Source organism: Sphaerimonospora thailandensis, from assembly GCF_016863115.1.
GTDB classification, from domain to species: Bacteria; Actinomycetota; Actinomycetes; order Streptosporangiales; family Streptosporangiaceae; genus Sphaerimonospora; species Sphaerimonospora cavernae.
Genome location: NZ_BOOG01000048.1, coordinates 1 through 20,438 on the forward strand (window position 1 = coordinate 1; position 20,438 = coordinate 20,438).

General features: G+C 68.5%; 20 protein-coding genes. 9 read left to right on the top strand and 11 right to left on the bottom strand.

What is annotated here, in order from left to right:
• Positions 1–264: 264 nt before the first annotated feature.
• The 4 genes from Mth01_RS22535 to Mth01_RS22550 all read right to left on the bottom strand — a co-directional run bounded on the left by Mth01_RS22535 (position 265) and on the right by Mth01_RS22550 (position 4,619).
• On the bottom strand, positions 265–1,521 hold the full coding sequence (locus Mth01_RS22535) for a DUF5677 domain-containing protein (protein WP_204017919.1): 1,257 nt from the start codon (positions 1,519–1,521) through the stop codon (positions 265–267).
• A gap of 376 nt (positions 1,522–1,897) precedes the next feature.
• Positions 1,898–2,749, bottom strand: a complete 852-nt coding sequence (locus Mth01_RS22540; RefSeq protein ID WP_204017920.1) for a hypothetical protein — start codon at positions 2,747–2,749, stop codon at positions 1,898–1,900.
• Positions 2,727–3,953: a hypothetical protein gene (locus Mth01_RS22545; protein ID WP_239089910.1), complete on the bottom strand. Its 1,227-nt coding sequence runs from the start codon at positions 3,951–3,953 to the stop codon at positions 2,727–2,729. The genes Mth01_RS22540 and Mth01_RS22545 overlap by 23 nt, the downstream gene beginning before the upstream one ends.
• Before the next feature lie 120 nt (positions 3,954–4,073).
• Positions 4,074–4,619, bottom strand: a complete 546-nt coding sequence (locus Mth01_RS22550; RefSeq protein WP_275409005.1) for a sensor histidine kinase — start codon at positions 4,617–4,619, stop codon at positions 4,074–4,076.
• A gap of 37 nt (positions 4,620–4,656) precedes the next feature.
• Here Mth01_RS22550 and Mth01_RS22555 point away from each other — a divergent pair, with 37 nt between their 5' ends.
• The 4 genes from Mth01_RS22555 (at position 4,657) to Mth01_RS22570 (ending at position 6,335) form a co-directional block, all read left to right on the top strand.
• Positions 4,657–5,295, top strand: coding sequence for a hypothetical protein (locus tag Mth01_RS22555; protein ID WP_308440833.1), 639 nt, complete (start codon positions 4,657–4,659; stop codon positions 5,293–5,295).
• A 68-nt stretch (positions 5,296–5,363) separates the two neighbouring features.
• Positions 5,364–5,597 (top strand): CopG family transcriptional regulator, encoded by a 234-nt coding sequence (locus Mth01_RS22560; RefSeq protein WP_204017923.1) that lies wholly within the window; start codon positions 5,364–5,366, stop codon positions 5,595–5,597.
• Entirely contained in the window at positions 5,594–6,031 is a 438-nt protein-coding gene (locus Mth01_RS22565) for a type II toxin-antitoxin system VapC family toxin (protein WP_204017924.1), read from the top strand. The genes Mth01_RS22560 and Mth01_RS22565 overlap by 4 nt, the downstream gene beginning before the upstream one ends.
• A 43-nt stretch (positions 6,032–6,074) precedes the next feature.
• On the top strand, positions 6,075–6,335 hold the full coding sequence (locus Mth01_RS22570; RefSeq protein WP_204017925.1) for a hypothetical protein: 261 nt from the start codon (positions 6,075–6,077) through the stop codon (positions 6,333–6,335).
• 33 nt (positions 6,336–6,368) lie between these two features.
• On the opposite strand, the gene Mth01_RS22575 is transcribed toward Mth01_RS22570, so the two are convergent.
• Together Mth01_RS22575 and Mth01_RS22580 are read right to left on the bottom strand one after the other, a co-directional pair.
• On the bottom strand, positions 6,369–7,871 hold the full coding sequence (locus Mth01_RS22575) for a hypothetical protein (RefSeq protein WP_204017926.1): 1,503 nt from the start codon (positions 7,869–7,871) through the stop codon (positions 6,369–6,371).
• 6 nt (positions 7,872–7,877) lie between these two features.
• On the bottom strand, positions 7,878–10,610 hold the full coding sequence (locus tag Mth01_RS22580; RefSeq protein ID WP_204017927.1) for a hypothetical protein: 2,733 nt from the start codon (positions 10,608–10,610) through the stop codon (positions 7,878–7,880).
• Between the two features lie 297 nt (positions 10,611–10,907).
• Between Mth01_RS22580 and Mth01_RS22585 the strand changes: the two genes are divergently transcribed.
• The gene (locus Mth01_RS22585) at positions 10,908–11,414 is read left to right on the top strand and encodes a tetratricopeptide repeat protein (RefSeq protein WP_204017928.1); all 507 of its coding nucleotides are present in this window, start codon (positions 10,908–10,910) and stop codon (positions 11,412–11,414) included.
• A gap of 101 nt (positions 11,415–11,515) precedes the next feature.
• Positions 11,516–12,325, top strand: a complete 810-nt coding sequence (locus Mth01_RS22590; protein WP_204017954.1) for an MgtC/SapB family protein — start codon at positions 11,516–11,518, stop codon at positions 12,323–12,325.
• A 15-nt stretch (positions 12,326–12,340) separates the two neighbouring features.
• On the opposite strand, the gene Mth01_RS22595 is transcribed toward Mth01_RS22590, so the two are convergent.
• Positions 12,341–12,625 carry a hypothetical protein gene (locus tag Mth01_RS22595; RefSeq protein ID WP_204017929.1) on the bottom strand — a complete coding sequence of 95 codons (285 nt, stop codon included), beginning with the start codon at positions 12,623–12,625 and terminating at the stop codon, positions 12,341–12,343.
• Positions 12,626–12,789: 164 nt separating this feature from the next.
• On the opposite strand from Mth01_RS22595, the gene Mth01_RS22600 reads away from it, so the two are divergent.
• Positions 12,790–13,587, top strand: coding sequence for a helix-turn-helix domain-containing protein (locus tag Mth01_RS22600; protein ID WP_204017930.1), 798 nt, complete (start codon positions 12,790–12,792; stop codon positions 13,585–13,587).
• Entirely contained in the window at positions 13,578–13,775 is a 198-nt protein-coding gene (locus Mth01_RS22605) for a DUF397 domain-containing protein (protein ID WP_204017931.1), read from the top strand. The genes Mth01_RS22600 and Mth01_RS22605 overlap by 10 nt, the downstream gene beginning before the upstream one ends.
• Before the next feature lie 7 nt (positions 13,776–13,782).
• Here the strand turns inward: Mth01_RS22605 and Mth01_RS22610 are convergent, their stop codons facing one another.
• Entirely contained in the window at positions 13,783–15,159 is a 1,377-nt protein-coding gene (locus Mth01_RS22610) for an LCP family protein (RefSeq protein ID WP_239089911.1), read from the bottom strand.
• A gap of 198 nt (positions 15,160–15,357) precedes the next feature.
• On the opposite strand from Mth01_RS22610, the gene Mth01_RS22615 reads away from it, so the two are divergent.
• Positions 15,358–16,446 carry a glycosyltransferase family 2 protein gene (locus Mth01_RS22615; protein WP_204017933.1) on the top strand — a complete coding sequence of 363 codons (1,089 nt, stop codon included), beginning with the start codon at positions 15,358–15,360 and terminating at the stop codon, positions 16,444–16,446.
• Here the strand turns inward: Mth01_RS22615 and Mth01_RS22620 are convergent.
• The 3 genes from Mth01_RS22620 to Mth01_RS22630 form a co-directional block, all read right to left on the bottom strand.
• Positions 16,423–17,037, bottom strand: coding sequence for a Uma2 family endonuclease (locus Mth01_RS22620; protein WP_204017934.1), 615 nt, complete (start codon positions 17,035–17,037; stop codon positions 16,423–16,425). The genes Mth01_RS22615 and Mth01_RS22620 overlap by 24 nt on opposite strands.
• A gap of 81 nt (positions 17,038–17,118) precedes the next feature.
• Positions 17,119–18,951, bottom strand: coding sequence for a CDP-glycerol glycerophosphotransferase family protein (locus tag Mth01_RS22625; RefSeq protein ID WP_204017935.1), 1,833 nt, complete (start codon positions 18,949–18,951; stop codon positions 17,119–17,121).
• Between the two features lie 62 nt (positions 18,952–19,013).
• Complete coding sequence (locus tag Mth01_RS22630; protein ID WP_204017936.1) at positions 19,014–20,423, bottom strand: bifunctional cytidylyltransferase/SDR family oxidoreductase; 1,410 nt, start codon at positions 20,421–20,423, stop codon at positions 19,014–19,016.
• Positions 20,424–20,438 lie beyond the last annotated feature (15 nt).

The following is a 20,438-nucleotide window of genomic DNA, read 5'->3' on the forward strand; positions in this document are numbered from 1 at the left end:
GAAAACTTTCGGCAGTGGGCAAGCATTATAGGTGGGCATCACCAGTCACCCGCGGTAAAGCCGGCAGAGCACCGGCGCAGGGGGGATCGTCAACATGACTTGTACGTGGTGCGGTCGGAGTTCCCATGGCGGTACCTGCCGACCGATCTGCCGCAGCGGTTACCCAGTCGGCCCTGCTCCCGGCTTTATCGAGGAGGAACTGGACGACTACTACGCTCGTCGGCACCGCCGCGCAGCGGGCATCTTGCGAGCAATGCGGAGCGACTAGTTGGGGTCAGCGAACCTCAGGGGTCCTTCGGGAGCCAGATTCCACTCGTGTGCGTGAACGAGCGGAACCTTGCCCAGGGTAAGCAGGCGGCTCAGCACAGGTTCCATGTCCGCACTGTCCAAAGTGTCATCACTGCTGATGCCCGCGCCCTCCATCAACATCCCGGCTGCCCCCCAGGTTTCCACATAGAGCCGCCAGAGCTGGTCGAGCGCAAACGATGCGAGGTGCTCTCGGAATTCGGGCTTATCCGTGATCATCTTTCCTGAAGGATGCCCCCAGCCTCGGCGCATGATCTCACCCGCAGAGAAATGCAGCGCGCGACTTGTGGCAGCGTGGAGATAGTCGTAAAGGTCTTTCTGGCCGGCACGTTCAGCAATCCAGGCGCCGGGCGGTAGATCGCCACCTGGCCACCCATAGTGCTTCTTTAGCTCTCTCAGCTGAAGGCGAACTTCGTCTCGTTTGGCCTGCACAGCGTCGAGAAATGCCGGTGGATACCAAAGCATCCTCATGACGTCATCACCGACGTAGTCACGCTGAGCAAGCAGCGATCTCGTCGCATCCCAGTTGCCAAGCAGTAGGAACAGCCGTTGCGACTCCTCAAGTGTTAGCGACCCGAAAAAACTGAGGTATATGACGTCCTCGAGTGAAGCACGCACGAAGACTACAGCGAGATGCCCGAAATTTTGCCTAGTGAGCATTGCAGCGGCCCTCAGACTCTCCAGTTGACGGCGGAGAGCTACGTTTATCGCAAGCAACCGAAAGTCAGCCTCGACCTCCGCCCACCTGAGATCACCCACTGCGACAAGACGGCTAGCGACATCGATGAATGCCTCCACCGCTTCAACTCGCTCGGTGACGCCCGCGGTGTGGCCAACCAACCCTGTGAGGTCGGCGGCAGCCGCAGGCTCGGAGTGGGGTACGTCTCTAGAATCCTCCACAGGTTCTCCTCCTTTATGGGCTGCCCCGTGGCTTCCGGTCCTCGGGCCTGGCGGCCCTGCGGTCCGGGTCCACTTGGCACCGGATGACGAGGGCGGGACGTCGGACGTGGGTCGTCGGATGAGGTCCAGTCGATGAGCAGGGCCGGGAAGGTTCGGTGTCCATCCTTCGCTGATCGCCTTCCGGATGCACTGCGCGACGAGGGCAGGGCGCACGCTCATTGATTGTTCGAGGAGCCAGTTGTCGGGTCTGGCGTAGGGGAGCGTGACCAGGAGGACGCTGCCCGGCTTCTCCGCGAGTTCGACGGCGAAGGTCATGGGGGTCCAACCGTTCCCTTGGCAGTAGGTGGGCTTGTGGCGGACGCGCCAGCGGTACGCCACATCACTTACTGTGATCAGGCGCGAGCCCTTTCCGGGAAGCGTCACCGGACACCTCCTGATCTTGGTCTGTTCCGTGGCTGTTCCGTGGGAGCGTCAAAACCGGCGGCAACCGACGGAAGGTCTCGGCAAGCGTATTCCCTGGTCAGCGGCAAGATCTAGCGGTTATCGCAGGTCGCCCAGGAGTGCGGCGGAGAACACCCAGATCTACGAGGGCACCAACCAGGTCCAACGCATGGTCGTGGCCCGCCAACTCCTGAAGTAGCTCCTGACGCTCGAGAGCCCCGCTTCCTTCTACAGGAGGCGGGGTTCGCTGTCATCTTGGGACGAGCGGTTCCAATCCCGTGAGGAGGTCGCTGGCCAGGAGGGACGTAGCCAGCGCGACGGTCTCCGGCTCGCCGATCCCTTCCTCGGCCCGCCCTGCCATCAGGGCGCCAGGCGCGTCAGGCCCGGCCGCGAACAGTTCGGCGAGATAGGTGATCGCCTCTGCGGTCGTTTCGGCGCTGACCGGATCTTCGCGCAGGATTTTGAACACACGAACCAGTTCGGCAGTGTCGGTGCCAATCAGGATCCGGTAGGCGTCGTGGGCGTCCTTGTCGTTGAGGCGGTGCGGCGCGGCTATCCGCTCTGCGATCTTGTGAAGCTTGGCGACCAGTAGTGCCGCAGGCCCCGCGACTCTGGCCTGGTATGTACGTGAGTCCATCGGATCGAGGGCCGTGACCGTCATGCGGGGGCTGTCGACGACGGCGGCCTCAAGCCCCCGAGCGCGGCGAGCGGCCCGCCGGTCGTGAGGAGGAATCCTGGCGCCACGGGTGTTCTTCGTTCCCTGCCCGGCCAGGGCCTCAGGCACCATCAGATCGACGGGAATGCCCTCGGGGCTGAGCCAGGAACCGGGCTGGCTGCTGACGGGATCCCGATGGAAGCCCGCACGGGTCATGGCCTCCTCGAGGAGCGGGTCGTCGTCGAGTCGGCGGGGGTCGAGGGCGATGTCGCTGTCCTTGGTCGTCTCCGCCAGCGCGACGGGAATCCCGGCCGTACGCAGGTAGACCGCCTGGGCCCCGATCACGATCACCGCCTCCCGGTGCTCGTCGAGCGCCCCGAGGGCGTCGAGGAGGGCGGATCGGGCGCGGACGAGGAGGTCGTCCCTATCGACGCCAGGATGCTTCATTTCGCTTCATCCATTCAATGAGTTCTTCGGCTTCGGAGGGAGCCCGTCCTGGACCGGTCATCAAGTCGACCGCGACCTGTGCCGGTGCCGCGATCGAAAGCTGGGATGCGGTGACAAGGTGCCGTGTGAAGACGACGTCGATCTGGGGTTCGGCCAGCATGACGTTCGCACCGGCATCCGTACGGCGAAGACCCCACAACATCGCGGCCTGCTCCGCGTCCGCAACATAGATCATCGCCGAACGCGCGGGTGCGTACGGAGCCCATTCGGCAGCCGCGACCGTACCCGTGAAGACATAGGTGACGCTGCTTGCGCTCGCACGCCTCACCAGATCCGGCAGACCTCTCGGGGCGATCCACCGGGTGACCAGGCTGTTCCCCACGAACCCGTAGTCAATGCTCCAGCGGCGTAGTACAGAGACCCAGTCGGGCACGATCACCGCACCCGCGTCGTCCCGTACGATCAGACCCTCGCTCTCCAGGTACTCGATCACTCGATAGGTCGACCCCGTCGATACGCCGGCGAAGTCGATCAGCGTACGGATCGGCCAGGCCCTGTCGGCATCTATCAGCGCGCGCACGATCCTCGCGGCTGGAGCGCCCTTCAGAGTGCCCCGCGGCCGGCCGGGACCCCGCCATGGGTCCCGATCGGCTCCTCGATCCGCTATGTACAGCCCCGGGTGGCTCACGTTAATCCGGACATTCCCGGTGGCGTCGACGTAGGAAAGGCCCGCGTCGGAGAGGCGTCTGCGCACAGGCTCCGACAGGTACCGAGCCACGACCACCCCGTGGCTGTCAGGGAGCTTGCCCATGAGTGTTTCCAGGCGCTCTAGGAGGTGGGGAACGTCGCGGCTCTGAACCAGGCGTTTCACCTCCAGCACCAGCGTCGCCGTAGTGCCGCCTGGTGCCGTCACCGTCGCCAGCCTGTCGAGGTGGTCCCTGTGCGGCAGATCATCCTCGCGAACTCGCAGTGCCCATCCGTTCGGCAGGCGTTCGGTCAGAACGGCTATCCCTGCCCTGAGAACCTCCGCCGTGCGCAGAGGTGGTGACGCTTCCATACTCGCCCCCCCTTCGGTGTTCAGGAAAAAGCCTATCTCCGCTGCCTGTGGAGAGCATGTATTTTCCGAACACCCAGCAAGATGACCAGCTGGACTCCCCAGCGGATGGCCCGACCCGGCTTGGACGTAGATAGCTGCATTCAGCACCCAGTAGAAAAGATCATTCAGATCGGGTGGTCACAGGACCAGGCCAGCCCCACCTATGTAACCGTGGCTGTTCGTTCGCCCGTCCGCGCGGGCGCGGCAGCGGGATGGGCTGACTGATCGTCATCTGCCAGTCTGCGGTGGTGCGGCGGGTAGTTGCACCGTGACGCGGAGCTCGCCGGCGGGGCGTGGAGTGAGGGTGAGGGCTCCGTCGTGGGCTCGGGTGATGCTTTTGACGATTGCCAGGCCGAGGCCGACACCTGCGTGGTCGGTGCGTATACGTTCGGTGCCGCGCCGAAACGGCTCGACAAGCGTGGAAACCAATTGTGGGGCGAGCTTCTCGCCGGTGTTCTCGACAGTGAGCACCACAGTCTCGGGGTGAACGCTGGTCGTGACCCACACGGCGCCCTGTCCGTGCAGGTTGTGGACGATCGCGTTGTGCACGAGGTTCGTCGTCATCTGCAGCAGGAGCGCGTGGGAGCCGATCGTGGGGGTCATGCCGCCGGAGGTCTCGATGGTGAGGCCGAGTTCTTCTGCGAGCGGGAGGAGCCAGAGCGTGGGCAGCTCGGCGGTGCCCATCAGGATGGCGGGCGTGAAGGCGTTGATCAGGGCGATCAGCCCGTAGCCGAGACCGACGCCGACCAGTGTCCCGGTCAGCGACGCGAGCATCGTCTCGGTCCTGGTCATCGCGAACACGTTCTCCATCCTGCTCGCGCAACGACTCCGCGACTTCGCACTGCTGCGCTGCATCGGCACGACCCGGCGGCAGGTGGTGCGTTCGGTACGCCGCGAGGCGGCCGCCATCGGGGTGGCGCTCGCTGCTCTCCTCCTGGTCACCGGGCCGGCTCTGCTCGGGGTGGCGATGGTCCGAGGCGGTACGGCGCTCATGCTGGCCGGCGGAGGATCGGTGTTCGCCGGCGTACTCCTCTTCGGACTGGTGCTCGTCCCCCGCCTGGTTCGGATCATCGGCCCCGCCGGGCGGCTGGCGACCAAGAACGCGGTGCGCAATCCGCGCCGGACCGCCACCACCACCGCCTCCCTGCTGGTCGGCGTCACCCTGACGACCGCCGTACTCACCGGAATGGCCACGTGGCGTTCGTCGTTGGAGAGCAGATCGGCAGGGACCACCCCATTGATGTCGCGCTCACCGATCGGAGTCGGGTTCGCCTGGGTCGGCTACGAGACGGTCGTGAAGCGGGCTCTCAGCGACGCCGCCATGCACGTCCCCTGGCTGTCACTCGGCGTCGTCGTCCTCATCGCCGCCCTGGCCGGACTCCTCGCCGCTGTTCTCCCGGCACGGCGGGCCGCCCGGGTGACTCCGGCCGCAGGGCTGTCCCTCGACTGATACCTCCATCAACCGCTCAGGCGAGCGATCTCTGGGCAGCTTGATCCTCCCAACGGTAGGATTAAGGCATGGGTGAGCCGCTGAGGACCGACAAGATGAGCATCACCGTGCCCGCGGATGTCGCCGCCGAACTGCGGGCCCGGGCAGGACACGGCAACGTCTCGGCGTACGTCACGCATGCGCTGATCCGGCAACTGGAACATGATCGCTTGGGAGACCTGGTGGCGGAGCTCCGGGAGATCCATGGCCCGGTCACGGAGGAGGAGTTGGCGGCGGCTCGCGCCGAGTGGCCGACCACGTGAAGCGTCGGCAGAGAGTGCGCCCGCGCGAGCATGGTGCGCTCGTCCTCGACAACGAGGGCCTGTCATGCGCGGCAACGGACAGGGCGATGTACGTCCGGCTTCAGGCCGCACACCTGGACGGTCGGCGTGTACTCACGTCGGCCGCCATCCTGGCCGAGACGCTACGCGGCGCCCCACGGGACGCGGGCATGTATCGCGTTCTCGGTGGTGTGGTAGTCGAACCGGTGAGCCGCGAGATCGGCGAACAGGCCGGGAAATTGATCGGCGCGGCGGGGCTGGCCACAGACCAGGCTGTTGACGCCATGGTCGCGGCCACGGCAGTCGCCCAGGAAGGACCGGTCGTGATCGTCACGTCCGACGTGCCGCACCTGACCGCCCTGACCGCTGGTCACGAGCGCATCCACGTCGTCCACGTCGACAAGATCGGCGCATAATGTACCGTACGGTGCGTGCGGCCGTGCGCACGTCTACCCACAGTTGGGCGCCGCCGATCCGGTCGAATTCCGCGACCGATTCACCGACCGGACGGCGTCGATCGCCGCGGCCGAGCCGGCCTGGTTCGCCGAACTGACAGCGGCCAACGAGCTCGACCTGGCCGACCACGATCCGGCCTTCGCCGCGAAGTACGGACCTGACCTGCTGACGCTGTTCACTCGCGCCCGGCCGCTGTTGTCGACGGCGGCCTGGGCGGACTGCCAGACGATCCTGGCCGGGAAAGAGCCGACCGAGGCGGACTGACCGGCTCGACCACTCCACACGGGCCGGACAGCGTCACACTAAGTCCATGCCGAGCTGCAACGTCGCGCGGCTGAAGGTGGCGAGGATCCGCTGGTGGGTCTGCCGGGGGAGGGATCGGGTTCCGGGCTCGCCGAGTGGTGTGCCCGGCCGGGCCGGAGCCTCGCTCAGCAGGTCGTCGAGACCGGCGCGAGCCACCATCAGGAGTCCGTGCGTGGCGCGGGTGCAGGTGACGGCGAGCCGGCCGAACGCCGAGTTGAACTCGTCGAGGTGGTCGGCGCCGGAGAGCGGGTGGATGGCGACGGTGATGGCGTTGGTCTGGCCCTGCCAGGAGTCGACCGTCGAGGCGAGGAGCACGCCGTCCGGCAGGTCGTACTTCTCCGTGAGGCGTTCGACCAGGGCGGTCGCGTCGTCCACGGCCTGGTTCCGGGTGGCGAGGACGACGATCAGGGGGTCACCGGAGGGCGCGGTCGAGCTGATCCGTACCTCGTCCTGAGGGCTGCCGACGCCGTCGTACCGCCGCCGCACGACCGTGAACTCGTTCTCCAGGAGCGGCGTGAGCAGTTCCTCGATCACCCCGAGGAGCGGCGGGTCGATGTCGGCGGCCTCGGGGTCCGGCAGGCCGTCGACCTCGAGCAGCGTCGGGGTGCCGGTGGCGACGGACGCCCAGACCGCGCCGGCGGCCCCGGCCAGGACCGGCAGTTCGACGGTACGATCGCCCGGAGCGGCGACGCAGTCCAGCCGGTCCCAGTCGCTGTAGAAAGCCCGCCAGAGCGGAAGCTGGGCGGCCGTGGGGCGCCACACCGCGGGCAGATCGACGGTGAAGGTGCTGTCGTGGTCTTCGTAGGCGGTCGGCCAGGCACGGTAGGGGTTGTAACCGGGGTCGCCGCGCCACGGGTTCTGGCTGGGATCGATCGGCGGCAGTTGGCCGACATCGCCCACGCCGACGGAGAGCGGAGCCAGGCCCTCGACCATCGCGTACCGATGCAGTGGCAACTGCCACGCCTCGTCGACGAACAGGACGTCGTACGGCAGGTCGGCGTTGGCGGCGGGACCGAGATGATCGAGGAAGCGCTGCGCTTCACCCCATGCGCCCATCTTGTGCGAGGTTCCGAGGACCACCGCGCACGTCGGGGGGATGCCGCCGGTGGAGGTGGCGACCGAGACGTGATCGAGCACGTCCTGCGGCACCTCCGGCAGCCGGTTCGCGGCCACGAACAGGCAGACCCGGGAAGCGCCCAGCTCCTTGCCCAGCTCACCGGCGAGTGGGAACACCTGCTTGTTGGCGAAGGCGGTGACGCCGACGCGGGTGCAGTTCGGATGGTCCAGGGCTGCTTCCACCATGCGTACGAGTGCGTAGGACTTCCCGGCGCCCGCGGCGGCGCGCAGCAGGATCTTGTCGTGGTCCGCCTCACCGTCCAGCACGGACAGGAGCGTGGTGATGGCCTGCTGAGCGGCCTCGATGTTCCCGTTGGCCGCGGCTTCGTGATGGATCGCGTCGCCGACGGGCGGGGCGGGAGCCGCAAAGGTGATCGTCATGGGGTTTCAGTCCAGGTCGTCGATGGTCAGCCGGTCCGGGGCAGGCGTGGGCGAAGGCACCGCTCCCTCAGGCAGCGGTTCATCGTCACCGGGCCCGACGTCGAAGCGTTCGTCGTCGACCAGGGGCGGCCAGACCTCGGGGTTGAGCTCACCGCGGGCCCGGCGCTCCGCGAGCTCGTCCGACCACTCGGCCTCGGCGATGGCGTGCGGCCGACAGCACCATTTGTGGCTTTCGGGGTCGGCGGCGTACGTGTCAGGCGTGCACGTGGCCTTGGGGGCGGACTGGTTGTCCAGGGACGGCCGTGTCACGGTGATCTCATGGCCGGACCGCAGCGCCTTGCCGAACCAGTCGGCGTCGGCCAGGACCAGTACGTCACCGACGGCCAGGTCGGGCAGCACGGCGGGGTCCCAGCGGAGTCCTTCGACGCCGTCGATCGAGCTGAGCGCGCCGACCGGCAGCTGCCCGAACTTGAACGACCCTTTCTGGACCTTGATGGTCGTGCTCGGCTGCTCGACGAGGCCGCGGCCGTTCATGTGCAGCGCGACGACCCGTGACCCGCCGGCCAGACGTCGTGACCGCACCTCAAGGCGGACCGGGTCGAGATCGATTACCGTCGCGAGGGCCAGCTCGCGAATCCCGGCGTCGGCCGCCCTGTCGCGCGCGATCGAAGCGTCGGCCAGGCAGGTGAGCTGGTCGAAGCATTTCCGGTCGGCATCCAGCATATCGACCTGTGAGTTGCGCCAGCTCCGGTGCGTACGAGAGAAGCGGACGAGATCGGAGGCCTGCAGTGCGACCCTGCGGCCCCAGACCTCCTGCGCGTCGCCCTCCAGGACGCGGTGCACATCGCGTAGCCGGGAGATCGGCAGCCTGTCGAGAACGCTCTGCGCCCTCTCGATCACCCCGATGCGATAGTCGAGGGCCGCCTTCACCAGCGACTCGTACGCCGCTGTGTCCTTGTCGTTCAGCGCCCGGTGGATCTCGTCGGAGGCGGAGTTGGAGAGCCGGGCGCCGGGGGTCTCCGGCTGCGCGGCGATGGCGTCGGAGACCTGGCGGTGGTCCAGCGGGTCGGCGGCCTCGGCCCAGGTGACGAGGTAGTCCAACCGGCCGGCGTCCACGGCCGGACCGCCGGGCGTCACATGCGAGGCCATCACGGCCCGCATGTCGACGACGGGCGAGCGCAGGCTCATCGCCCGGGCCCGGTCCTCCTCCAGGAGGAAGCTGACCGCGAGCCGCTCGTCGGCCAGCAGCGGGTCCGGCAGCGTAGCGGGCTCCCCGTCGAAGGTCAGGGCCGGGCGGCCGCTGTCCAGGTCGTGCTGCCAGCGCAGCCGGCTCAACTCGATCCCGGCCAGGGAATCGGCGGCGGTGGCCAGCAGGTCGGCGGTCGGACGGTCCGGTACGACCAGGTGGACCGGACCGAGGCCGGCCTCCTGGATCTCCCGGATGGCCACGCCCAGCATCCGCATCACCGCCCGTCGGGTGATCGGCGAATGCGGGTCGGAGAAGACCCGCCGCACCCAGCGGTCCGGCCCGTCCGCCCCGACTTTCCGTACGGCCACGCCGTGTACGCCGAGAGCCGCGCCATCCGACTTCACGAGCACCAGGTCGATCGTGCCGGCCGACCCGCACGGGTCGGTACGGAGGCGCCCGGCCCATTGCGGGAGGCCGCTGATGGTGGCGCTGACCTGTGCCACGGTGCTGGGGGCCACGGTGCTGGGGGCCACGGTGCTCGGGGCCACGGTGCTCGGGGCGACGGTGTTCGGGGCGACGGTGTTCTGCGGTACGAGCCCGGACACGAACCCGGCCACGGCAGGCCGGCTGAAACGGTCGATTCCGATCTCGGCGAGCACGGCGAGCGGGTCGTCGTCGGCACGGAGCTCCTGCCGGCAGTACGCGAAGAGGTTGCAGGTCACGCAGCTGTGGGGGTCGAAGGCCGCCGTCAGATGAGCGAGGTACGCCGACAGTTCCTCCTCCCCCGGGGAGGATCCACCGAGCTTCGCCTTCGCCTCAAGTCGTTCATCCGCCCTCATCCGGACTTCGACCCGGTGGTCGTCCAACAACTCCACGACGGCCTCGGGCTGCAGGAAGGCGTTGCGCGGTACGGCCAGCGCGCCGTAGCGGTGCACCCGCATCCCGCTCGGCAGCCTGCTCCAGGCGGCGGCGGACTCGGCGCCCAGGGCGACCTGCAGGAACCCTTTGAGCATCCGGCCGTCGTCGATGCGTGAGCGAATCCGCTCGTAGTCCTTCGCGTCGCCCATGATGAGCCAGGAGCCGCCGCCCTCGCGGGGGCAGACGACCGCGAAGTCCGGTTGAACGGCGGTCGCGTCGGAGACATCCTCCAGGTTGACGTACGGCACGGCGAGCGCGGTCACCATGGTGGCCTCGCCGGAGGAGGTCGCCTTGGCGTGCGCCCGGGCGAGTTCGGCGGCCGTGACGGCGACATCGCCGTGACAGTCACGTCGGCGCACGGCTTCCGGGCGGGGGAGGTCGAGCTGTCCGACTGTCTTCGTGAGCAGTTCGGAGACGAAGCGCTCGGAGTGCACGAGGCTCTCGAAGGTTATCGCCCGCATCCAGCGGGCCTCCGGGATCCCGGCGGTGATGTCGGGATGGCCGACCTGCGCGGCCAGTGCCTTACGGGTCCTGCGGGTGAGGAACGGATCCGTCAGCCGGAACCGCTCGCATCCGGCATGCGCCGAGGCCGCGACGGCACTCGTGCCACCTCCTGACTGAAGTCCCCCCACGCTCTGTGCTCCTTACTTCCCTGTCGCTTCCGCTAGGGCACTGTAGAACGAGATCCGAGCAGATGGGACGCCAGCGCTCGCCCTGGCTCGCGATGGGTCAGGATCTGTCTGAGCGACACGAGGAGATGTCCAGCACCTCGGATTCCAAGACCTCCGCGGGTGTGCCATCACCCACGACAGCGAGCATGGCATCCAGCTCATCCGGACCCATGCACTGCGGCTAACTGAGAAGCGTAGATTTCCGACGTTTCTCAGTTGCGCTCAGTCGCACTCAGTGGTGTCTGCGAAGCTGCGGCGGTGACAACGATCGAAGCGGATTGGGAACAGCGGATCGCGACCCTGTGGGCTGGCATCGACGACCACGAGCCCGAGGAGTTTCTCGCGAAGGTCCGCGAGCTGACCTCAGAACGCGTGCCGGATGACGCGAACGCGCTGTTCGAGCTGGCCTCGGCGAACGACTCAACCGGCCACGGCGACCAGGCCGCTCCGCTCTACCGGCAGGCCCTCGACATCGGGCTGACGGGTGAGCGGCGGCGGCGTGCCGTGATCCAGTTGGCCAGCACCCTGCGCAACCTCGGCCGGGTCGAGGAGAGCGTGGCCCTGCTGACCGCCGAACGAGAGGCCGGCTCGGATCACCTCGATGACGCGGTCGCCGCGTTCCTGGCCCTGGCGCTCGCCGACGCCGGGCGGGAGAGGGAAGCCGCCTCGCTCGCGCTCGGCGCGCTGGCCCGTCATCTGCCCAGGTACAACCGCTCCCTCGCCTACTACGCCCAAGCCCTGCTCGACACCCCTGAACCCGCATGACCCCCCCCTTGGTCGGGGAGCCGGGTTTACGAATGACATGAACGTGTCATGACCCTTCTTGGCGCTTTTGCAGATCGGGTGGTCGAAGGAGGACGCGCGTGATGGGGACATCGGCGGCCGGAGTGCTGGCGGCGGCCCCGCCGGGAGGGGAGGGCTGGTCCGAGGTTGTCAAACTGGGGTTGGCGTTCGTCCTGTCCGCGCTCATCGGGTTGGAGCGGGAATGGCGGAACAAGAGCGCCGGCCTGCGCACCCACACCCTGGTAGGGGTCGGCGCGGCGCTGTTCATGCTGGTCTCCAAGTACGGCTTTGGCGATGTGATCACCTCCGAACTCGTGGTGCTGGACCCGTCCCGGATGGCCGCCCAGATCGTCTCCGGGATCGGTTTCATCGGCGGCGGTGTGATCTTCGTACGGCGGGACGCGGTGCGCGGGCTGACGACGGCCGCCGTCGTGTGGGTGGTCGCCGCGGTCGGGGCGGCGGCCGGGGCCGGTCTGCCCATCCTGGCCACGGGGGTGGCCGTCGGGCACTTCCTCGTGGTGTTCGGGCTCACCCCGATCGCCAACCGGCTTCCCCGCCCGGCCCGGCTGCCGTTCCAGCTCCGGCTGACCTACCTGGAGATCTCCGAGGCGCTGCCGGAGGTGCTGGAGACCTGTCGACGCCGGAAGTTCACCGTCTCCGACGTCAGCGTCGAACGGTCCGCCTTTCACGTAGAGCACGGCCACCTCATGGAGGCCGGCCGCGACAACGGCCGGGAGCATCTGCTGGGGGAGCAGGTCGCCGGTTCGTCCAAGACGTCGGCGGTGCTGTCCATGCGGGGGACCGGCTCGATCCCCGACCTGGTCGCCGAGGTGGCCGCCCTCTCCGGGATCGTCACGGTCAGCGGCGGTGTCAGCGAGACCCCCAACGAGTGACCGACCCCCATCCGCTCACCTCGGCAGGATCGGGCTCTCCTCGATGTCGAGCACCCGCATCACGATCTCGGCGGCTCTGCGCAGATCTGAGCTCGTCCCGACCAGGTCACCCCACGACCAGCAGAACACCACCAGCTCCCCTCTGGGCTCGGCGACGATCGTGTCGGTCATCGAGCACGAGTTCAGCGACGTGACCCGGATCGCCGGACGCTGGCGATACTCCACCAGGCGTACGGAGAACCGGTCCTTGTCGATGAGCTCGCCGAGGCCCTTCAGTGCCTCCTTGGGAGTGATTCGCATCGGCTGTCCCCTATCTCTCACGGTTGCGGACATCCAGAATCCCCCTGGAACATTACTTTCGGTAGACCTAATATCTACACAGTGCAATCAGTGGGATCGTCCGCCGGGCGCGGTGGTGTCCCGTGGGATCTGGTACGGCTAAGCCGTACGGCTGGGAGGATCGGATGCCGCCCGCTCGTCAACTCGACCCTGGCGCGTCTCCGCTGTCATTCTTCGGCGCCGAGCTTCGACGGTTCAGATCGCGCTGCGAGATGAGCCAGGAGGCGCTCGCCAACAAGATCAACTATGGGTCGTCCCTCGTTGGGATGATCGAGACCGCGCAGCGGATGCCGACCATGGAGTTCGCCGCCGCATGCGACGAAGCGCTGGAGACCGACGGCGTGCTGGGTCGGCTCTGGCCGCTCGTGTCGCGGGAGCGCCACCCGTCGTGGTTCGCCCCTTGGCGGGAGATCGAGCAGGAGGCGACGTCGCTGCGGACCTGGCAGCCGCTGGTCGTGCCCGGCCTGCTCCAGACGCCCGACTACGCCCGGGCGCTGCTGCGCTCCGAGGACGCGGTCGCGGCCCGGATCGAACGCCAGGAGATCTTGAAACGCGAGAACCCCGCGCCGCCGACGCTTCGCTGCGTCCTCGACGAATCCGTCCTGCTGCGGCCGGTCGGATCCATCGAGATCATGCGGGCGCAGCTGGAGAAGCTCGTGAAGGACGCGGAGAATCCCCGGACCTCCGTCCAGATCGTCCCGATGGGCGTGCATCCCGGCCTGCAAGGCGGTTTCGTCTTGGCGACCACTCCGACGGGTGCTGCCGTAGGGTATTTGGAGACGGCGGCGAGGGGCCAGGTCACTACTCACCCCGACGACCTCAACGTGCTCAACGAGGTTTACGAGGAGATCAGGACCGAGGCGCTCTCCCGCTCCGATTCGCTCGCCCTCATCACACGGACGGTGGAACGCACATGGACGTGAGCCGGCTCTCCTGGCGGAAGAGCAGCTTCTCCGGCACGAACGGCGGAGACTGCGTCGAGGTCGCCGAGCTTCCCGACGGCGGACGGGCCGTCCGCGACAGCAAGGCTCCCGAGGGGCCCGTGCTGCGGTTCACCCAGTCCGAGTGGGTCGCTTTCACCGTCGGCGTCCGCGCTGGCGAGTTCGACTGACCACCTGCTACTTGCAGATGTTCTGGGTGGCGGTCCGGGCCGAGGGGGTCGCCGTGGGCGTGGGGGAGGAGACCGCCACAGGAGCGACCGTCACCTTCTTGACGGTGTTGTGCCGCTGACCGAGCACTACCTCGATGCCGGAGACGTCCGGCTGTTCGCGCAGCTCGGCGCCGGGGATCGCGGCGGCGACCGTGCGGGCCGAGTCCGCGCGGCCGGGCGGGTAACGGACCACCGTGTTCACGAAGTCGCGCCTGGCCGTGTTGCCCGGTGTGGACGGCACCATGAATCCTGCGGCGACGAGTGCGGTCTTGGTGCGGGCGCCCAGCCCGGTGACCGTCGTCCCGTTGAGCACGCGGACCGCGATCCGCTCCGGTGGGATCGTGAGCGCGGTCGGCGACGGTGACGGCTGCCCCGACGCCCCGGCCGAGGGCTGACCCGACGGCCTGGCGGAAGCGGAAGCGGAAGCCGTACCGGAGGGTTTGGGCGACGTCTCGACCAGGGGTTGATCCTTGGCGATGCGCTGGAAGAGCTCCTGCGCGGCCGATTTGTCCCACAGCACCGCGGACTCGCCGGTCGGCGTCCGGTAGTTCACGTCGGACAGCGGCACGGTCGCGAACGCCACATCGTCCGTCGAGACGCCCTTGAGCTGGTTGGCCAACCCGAGCAGGTCGTCCGCCAGGGCCTTGTCGACAGTGATCGCCTTGAGTGCCGAGCCGACCATCCCGGTGAGCCTCGCCGGGTTGCTCAGCGTGCCGCCGCTGATCGCCTTGTTCAGCAGGGCCGAGATCACCTGCTGCTGCCGGTCGATCCGGTCGAGGTCGGACCGGGCCGTGGCACGGGTACGCGCGTAGGCCAGCGCGTTGACGCCGTCCAGGTTGTGCGTCCCGGGCTGCATGGTGAGCCGGGTCTTCGGGTCGTCGATCGGCACCGGGGTGCAGACGGTCACGCCGCCGAGCGAGTCCACGACATCGATGAAGCCGAGCACGTTGACCTCGATGTAGTGGTTGATGCGCAGTCCCGTCACCTGCTCGACCGTCCGTACGGCCAGTCTGGCGCCGCCGAACTGATAGGCGGAGTTGATCTTGTGGGCGCCCTTGCCGGGGATCTCGGTCCAGGTGTCCCTGGGCAGGCTGACGACCGTCACCCGCTCGTGATCCTCCGACAGGTGGATGACCATCATCGTGTCGGTTCGCTGACCGACCTCGCGGCCGAGATGGAGTTGGTTCTGCTGCTTTCTGCTGAGGTTGTCCCGTTTGTCGACGCCGACCAGGAGGATGTTCATCGCGCCGCGTGGTCCGGCGCCACCCGCGGTTCCGGCGTCCACCGACTGGATCTGCTTGGCCGCGTAGCTGGACGCCAGCCACAGCCCACCGGAGCCGATCATCACGACTCCCGAAAGGGTGCCAGAGATGATGATCGATCGGAAGTTTGTCCGTTTTTGGCGGGCGCGTCGGGCTGCGATCTTGACCCCGCCGTAGCCGTCGCCGCCTATGCGGACGCCGGAGTCCTCCTCTTGGTCGCCAGGCATTCCCGTCCTCCGGTTGCCGCCTCCACCCCCCCGTACAGTAGCGTGAGCGCAACCATGAAGCCCTTTTCCGACTCGCGCCAGCAGAGTCAGACGCCCACGCGCGGCTGGCCACCGGTCTCCGTGATCATGCCGGTGCTCAACGAGGAGCGGCACCTGCGCGAAGCCGTACGGCAGGTCCTCGACCAGGACTACGAGGGCCCGCTGGAGGTCGTCCTCAGCGTCGGCCCGTCCAAGGACCGCACGCAGGAGGTGGCCGACGCGATCGCCGCGGAGGACCCGCGCGTCATCGTCGTGCCCAACCCGACCGGCCGCACCCCGAACGCGCTGAACGCGGCCATCGTCGCGTCCCACAACCAGATCGTGGCCCGGGTCGACGGACACGCGATGCTGCCCCGCGACTACCTCCGCACGGCCGTGGAGACCCTGGAGACCACCGGGGCCGACAACGTCGGCGGCATCATGGCGGCCGAGGGCATCACCCCGTTCGAGCAGGCCGTCGCGTGCGCGATGACCTCGAAGATCGGCGTGGGCAACGCGCGCTTCCACACTGGGGGACAGGCCGGCCCGGCCGACACCGTCTATCTGGGCGTCTTCCGCCGTACGGCCCTGGACCGGGTCGGCGGCTACGACGAGCATTTCCAGCGCGCGCAGGACTGGGAGATGAACCACCGCATCCGGGAGACCGGGGGACTGGTCTGGTTCCAGCCGCGCATGCGGGTCACCTACCGTCCGCGGCCCAACGTCCGCGCGCTGGCCAAGCAGTACTTCCATTACGGCAGGTGGCGCCGGGTGGTCGCGCGCACCCACCAGGGCACGATCAATTTACGTTATCTGGCGCCGCCCGCCGCGGTGGCGGCCATCGTGCTCGGCCTCGTGGTCTCGCCGTTCTTCTGGCCGGGGTTATTGATCCCCGGTGGCTACGTTGCGGCGATCCTCGCCGGTTCCGTCGCCACCGGCCGGGGTCTGCCGCCGGCCGCGTTGGTACGGCTCCCGCTCGTGTACGCGGCCATGCATCTGTCGTGGGGCACGGGCTTCCTGACCAGCCCGCCCAGCCTCAGCAAGGAGCCGTCCGGCAGTCAGCGGGTCGGCAGGTCGCGGCAGGAGGCCGAGCGGGTCGGCCTAGAGGACCTCTTTGAAGACTGAGGTGTCCAAGGTGAAGTCGATCGGGTCGGGAATGTAGATCTCCCGCCCGAACGTCACCGTCGAGATCACCTGGTAACGCCCCTCCTTGGGCTCGCTGAACACGGTCACCGTCCCCGACTCGGCGAGGGGGTCGATGAGCAGCATCACGGGGACGCCGCCACGCGCGTAGATGTCCGGCTTCAACTCCCGGTCGTCGTGGGCACTGCCCGGGGAGACGACCTCGGCGACCAGCTTCAGACCGGACGACAGCAGTTCCCTGCCGCCCCACCGCGTGCAGTTCACCGGGGCGAGCACGAAGTCGGGCACGACCGGTTCGTGCGTGCCATCGATGCACACATCGACGTTGCGCGTCCAGGCATGCCAACCGCGCTCGTCGATGATCGGGATGAGTGACTCGAAAAGCTGCATAGCCGCCCTGGCATGCTCGATGGTGCCCAAGCGGCTTACGATCAGTCGACCGTCGATGATCTCTGCGCGGAGACACTCAAGGGGAGGCAGCGCGTCGAACAGCGCGCGAGGTGTGCTGGGCAGTGGCCGACCGGGAACTGGCGCCAGCGCCGGGCCGAGCGAAGTTTCCGAGTCCGCGACCATGGTTCGCACATCCCTTCGTATCCATGTCGATACGCACTGTAGACAACGCGAGTATTGCACCTGTCCCTGACAAGCGCATTCCTATGCGTGTACGGGCTCTCGCCGGGCTGCCCGGGCACAGGCGGTCTTGATCGCCTCCTCGAAGCGCGCCAGGGAGTCCCGGTGGTCCGGGCCGCCGAGCAGGTGGGCGCGCAGCCGCCGCCGGTCTTCCGCCATGACGTCGTCACCGTCCCCGAGCAGGCGGAGGATGCCGTCGAGCTCGTCGAGATCCCCGGTGAGCAGATAGGCCGCCTCGGTGCTCGGATAACGCGTGCGGAACTCCGCGTCCGGCAACCCGGCGACATTCGTGACGACGTACGGCTTGCCGCTGGCCAGGAAATCGGACACGACACTCGATATGTCGGAGATGAGCAGGTCGGCCTCGTTGAAGCAGTCATACAGGGCGAGCTCAGATTTGGTGACGGCCACATGTGGCACGGCCGAGCTCCCCGCTGAGCTTTCCGCCGCACGCAGCATCGCCATGATCTTCCGGTGGGCGGCCCGGGCGGCGGGCGACCGGTGGCCGGTCAGCGGGTGGGGCTTGTAGATCACCCGGACGCCCTGCCCCAGCAGGGCGCGCACCAGCGCCGGGCCCATCGTGACGATCGACGTGTGGAACAGGTCGTCGCTCCAGCCCTCCCAGGTCGGCGCGTAGAGAACCGTGCGGTACGGCACGGCCCCCTCGGCGTACGGGCTCGTGCTCGCGATGCCGGCGAGCTGGGGGCGGCCGACCTCGGCGATGTCCTCGTCACGGACGCCCACGTCCGCGCGGCGGTATCTGTCGCGTCCGGCCGGACCGGCCACCCAGACCTCGTCGTACACCCTGGTGAACGGGTTGAACGAGGCCTCCTTGTCGCTGTCGCCGTGGCCGATGAACACGCTGCGGACTCCCGGCACCCGCAGCATGTGGATGTTGTTGCCGGTGTTCGCGGGGAACAGGGCGACCCGGGCCGAGTCGAACCCCCGGAAGTTCATCAGGTCCACCGATGAGGGGACGCACACCACGGGCAGCGTCGTCGGACCCAGCGCGGCGACCATGGCGCGCTCCCGGAGGACGACGAGCACCCGCAGACCGATCCGCTCCAGCGTGCCGAGCCACATCGTGACCTGGTAGGTCGCGCTGCGCGGCCCGGAGAAGTAGAGCAGCACCTCCGGCCGGTAGGCCCGCACCCGATCCTCCACGGCCGCGACGATCCGCCCGCGGTCACGCAGGTGCCAGGCCCGGCGCAGACAGACCACGAGGGCGGCCACCGCGGCCGCCTCTATCAGGAGCGCCGCGCCCGCTCCGGCCACACCCGGCAGACCGGCGGCCGTGCCGTACTCGCCGGACGGCCCGCCGACCGACTGGCCGACCGACTGGCCGAACGACCAGACGAGCGTGCCGAAGGCGGCCAGCCCGACGGGCAGCGCGTCCAGATACAGCAGGCGCAGGCCACGCCACCGGACGAGCGCCTTCGGCGGCGGCGGGGGGATGCGCAGCGACGGCAGGTCGAGGTTCCTGGTCGTGATCGGCATCAGTTCGTGGCAGCGGTGCAACTGATTGGCGAGCCCGCTCTGCACGGCCCGCGCCCCCTGGAACAGGAACAGCCCCCCGGCGAGCAGCACGAACCACCGGGTCCGGATCCCGGGCGTCCGCGCGAGCAGCAGTACGGCCGCCGCCTCCCGCGTCATGAACCGGAGCGTCGTGCCCAGATGGGCCCGGCCGAGCGCGTCGGCCGCCCGTTTCGGCAGCGCTATCTCCGCCGCGTACGAAAGCGGCACCAGCGCGGCGAACGCCCACGGCAGCGGCCACAGCGCCGCCGCCGTCAGCGCCGGATAGGAAGCGAGCAGCAGTCCGGTGAGCAGGGCGTTGCGCCCCTTGAGCCATCCCCCCATGCACCGCTGCCTACCCACCACGGCGGCCGTTTGATCATCGTGTCATCGCAGGTCAAACCGTCTCAGACCCGGCTCAGCCGTACATCCACCACCTGCCCGGTGAGGCGGGACAGGAGGACGTCGAGGCTGGTGCGGGCGACGGCCTCGGCCGACAGCAGGGTCGTGGCGGGTTCGTCGCCGAAGGCGCGCAGGCGCATGGGAGTGGCGGTCCGCTCCGGGTTGACGCAGTTGACCCGGACCCCGTGGCCGGCCCACTCGTCGGCGAGGGCCTGCGTGAGGTTCACGACGGCGGCCTTGGAAGAGGAGTAGAGGCTGTAGGCCGCCCGGCCGCGCGTGTAGGACGAGGAGGTGTACAGCAGCAGGTGGCCGTCGCTCTCCGCGAGGTACTTGAACGACGCGCGGGCGACGTTGATCGGACCGAGGTAGTTGACCCCGACCGTCTCCTCGATGACGTGCGGGCCCGCCTCGTCGAGTCTGCCCATGTGCAGCACGGCGGCGGTGTTGACGACGTAGTCGATCCGGCCGGTCTCGCCGTACACGCGGGCGAGGGCGTCGGCCACCGCCGCCGGGTCCTCGACCCGGACGCCGTTCTGGGTGCGGGAGAACGAGTGGACGGCCGCGCCGTACCCCTTGGCGAGCTCCACGATCTCCGCGCCGATGCCGTAGCTCCCGCCGAAGACGACCAGCGTGCGCCCGGCCAGGCCGTCGCGGTAGGCGTCGCCGGTCAGGGCCGGGGCCGCGCTCTCGGCGAGCTGGAAGAGCTTGTCGGCGATGAACACGTCGACGGGGTGGGTGACCTTCATGTTGTGCTCGCTGCCCGGCACGATGTAGATCGGCACGTCGGGCAGGTAGCGCAGCACCACGCCGCAGTCGTCGGTCGCCGGCCGCTCGGCGAAGGCCGGGTCGGCGAACGCGCGCTCGTACGCCGCGCGGATCACCGACAGTCGGAAGCACTGCGGCGTCTGCCCGCGCCGCAGCAGGGAGCGGTCGGGGATATCGCGGATGATCTCCCCTCGTGGGCCGGGGGCGGCGACCACGATCGTGTCGGCGGACGGGATCGCCACCTCGACGGCCTCGTACCGTTCGAGCGCCGCGACGCACTCGCTGATGATCCGCGGCTCGACCAGCGGCCGGACCGCGTCGTGCAGCAGCACGTCGCATTCGGCGTCACCGATGGCGCGCAGGGCCCGCCAGGTCGACTCGGTACGGCTCGCGCCGCCCTCGACGACCTGGGTGACCTTCCGGTAGCCGTTCCGGCGCACCAGTTCCTCGGCCTCGCCGACGAAGCCGGGGGCCATCAGCACGACCACCTCGTCGATCTCCGGATGGCCGTCGAACACGTCGATGGTGTGCTCCAGGATCGTCTTGCCGGCGATCTTCAGGAGCTGCTTGGGGGTGTTGAGGCCGATCCGCTGGCCGACACCGCCGGCCAGCACCACCCCGACCCTGCGCAGACGCGATTCCGCGATCATGTTTTCCTCCCCGCA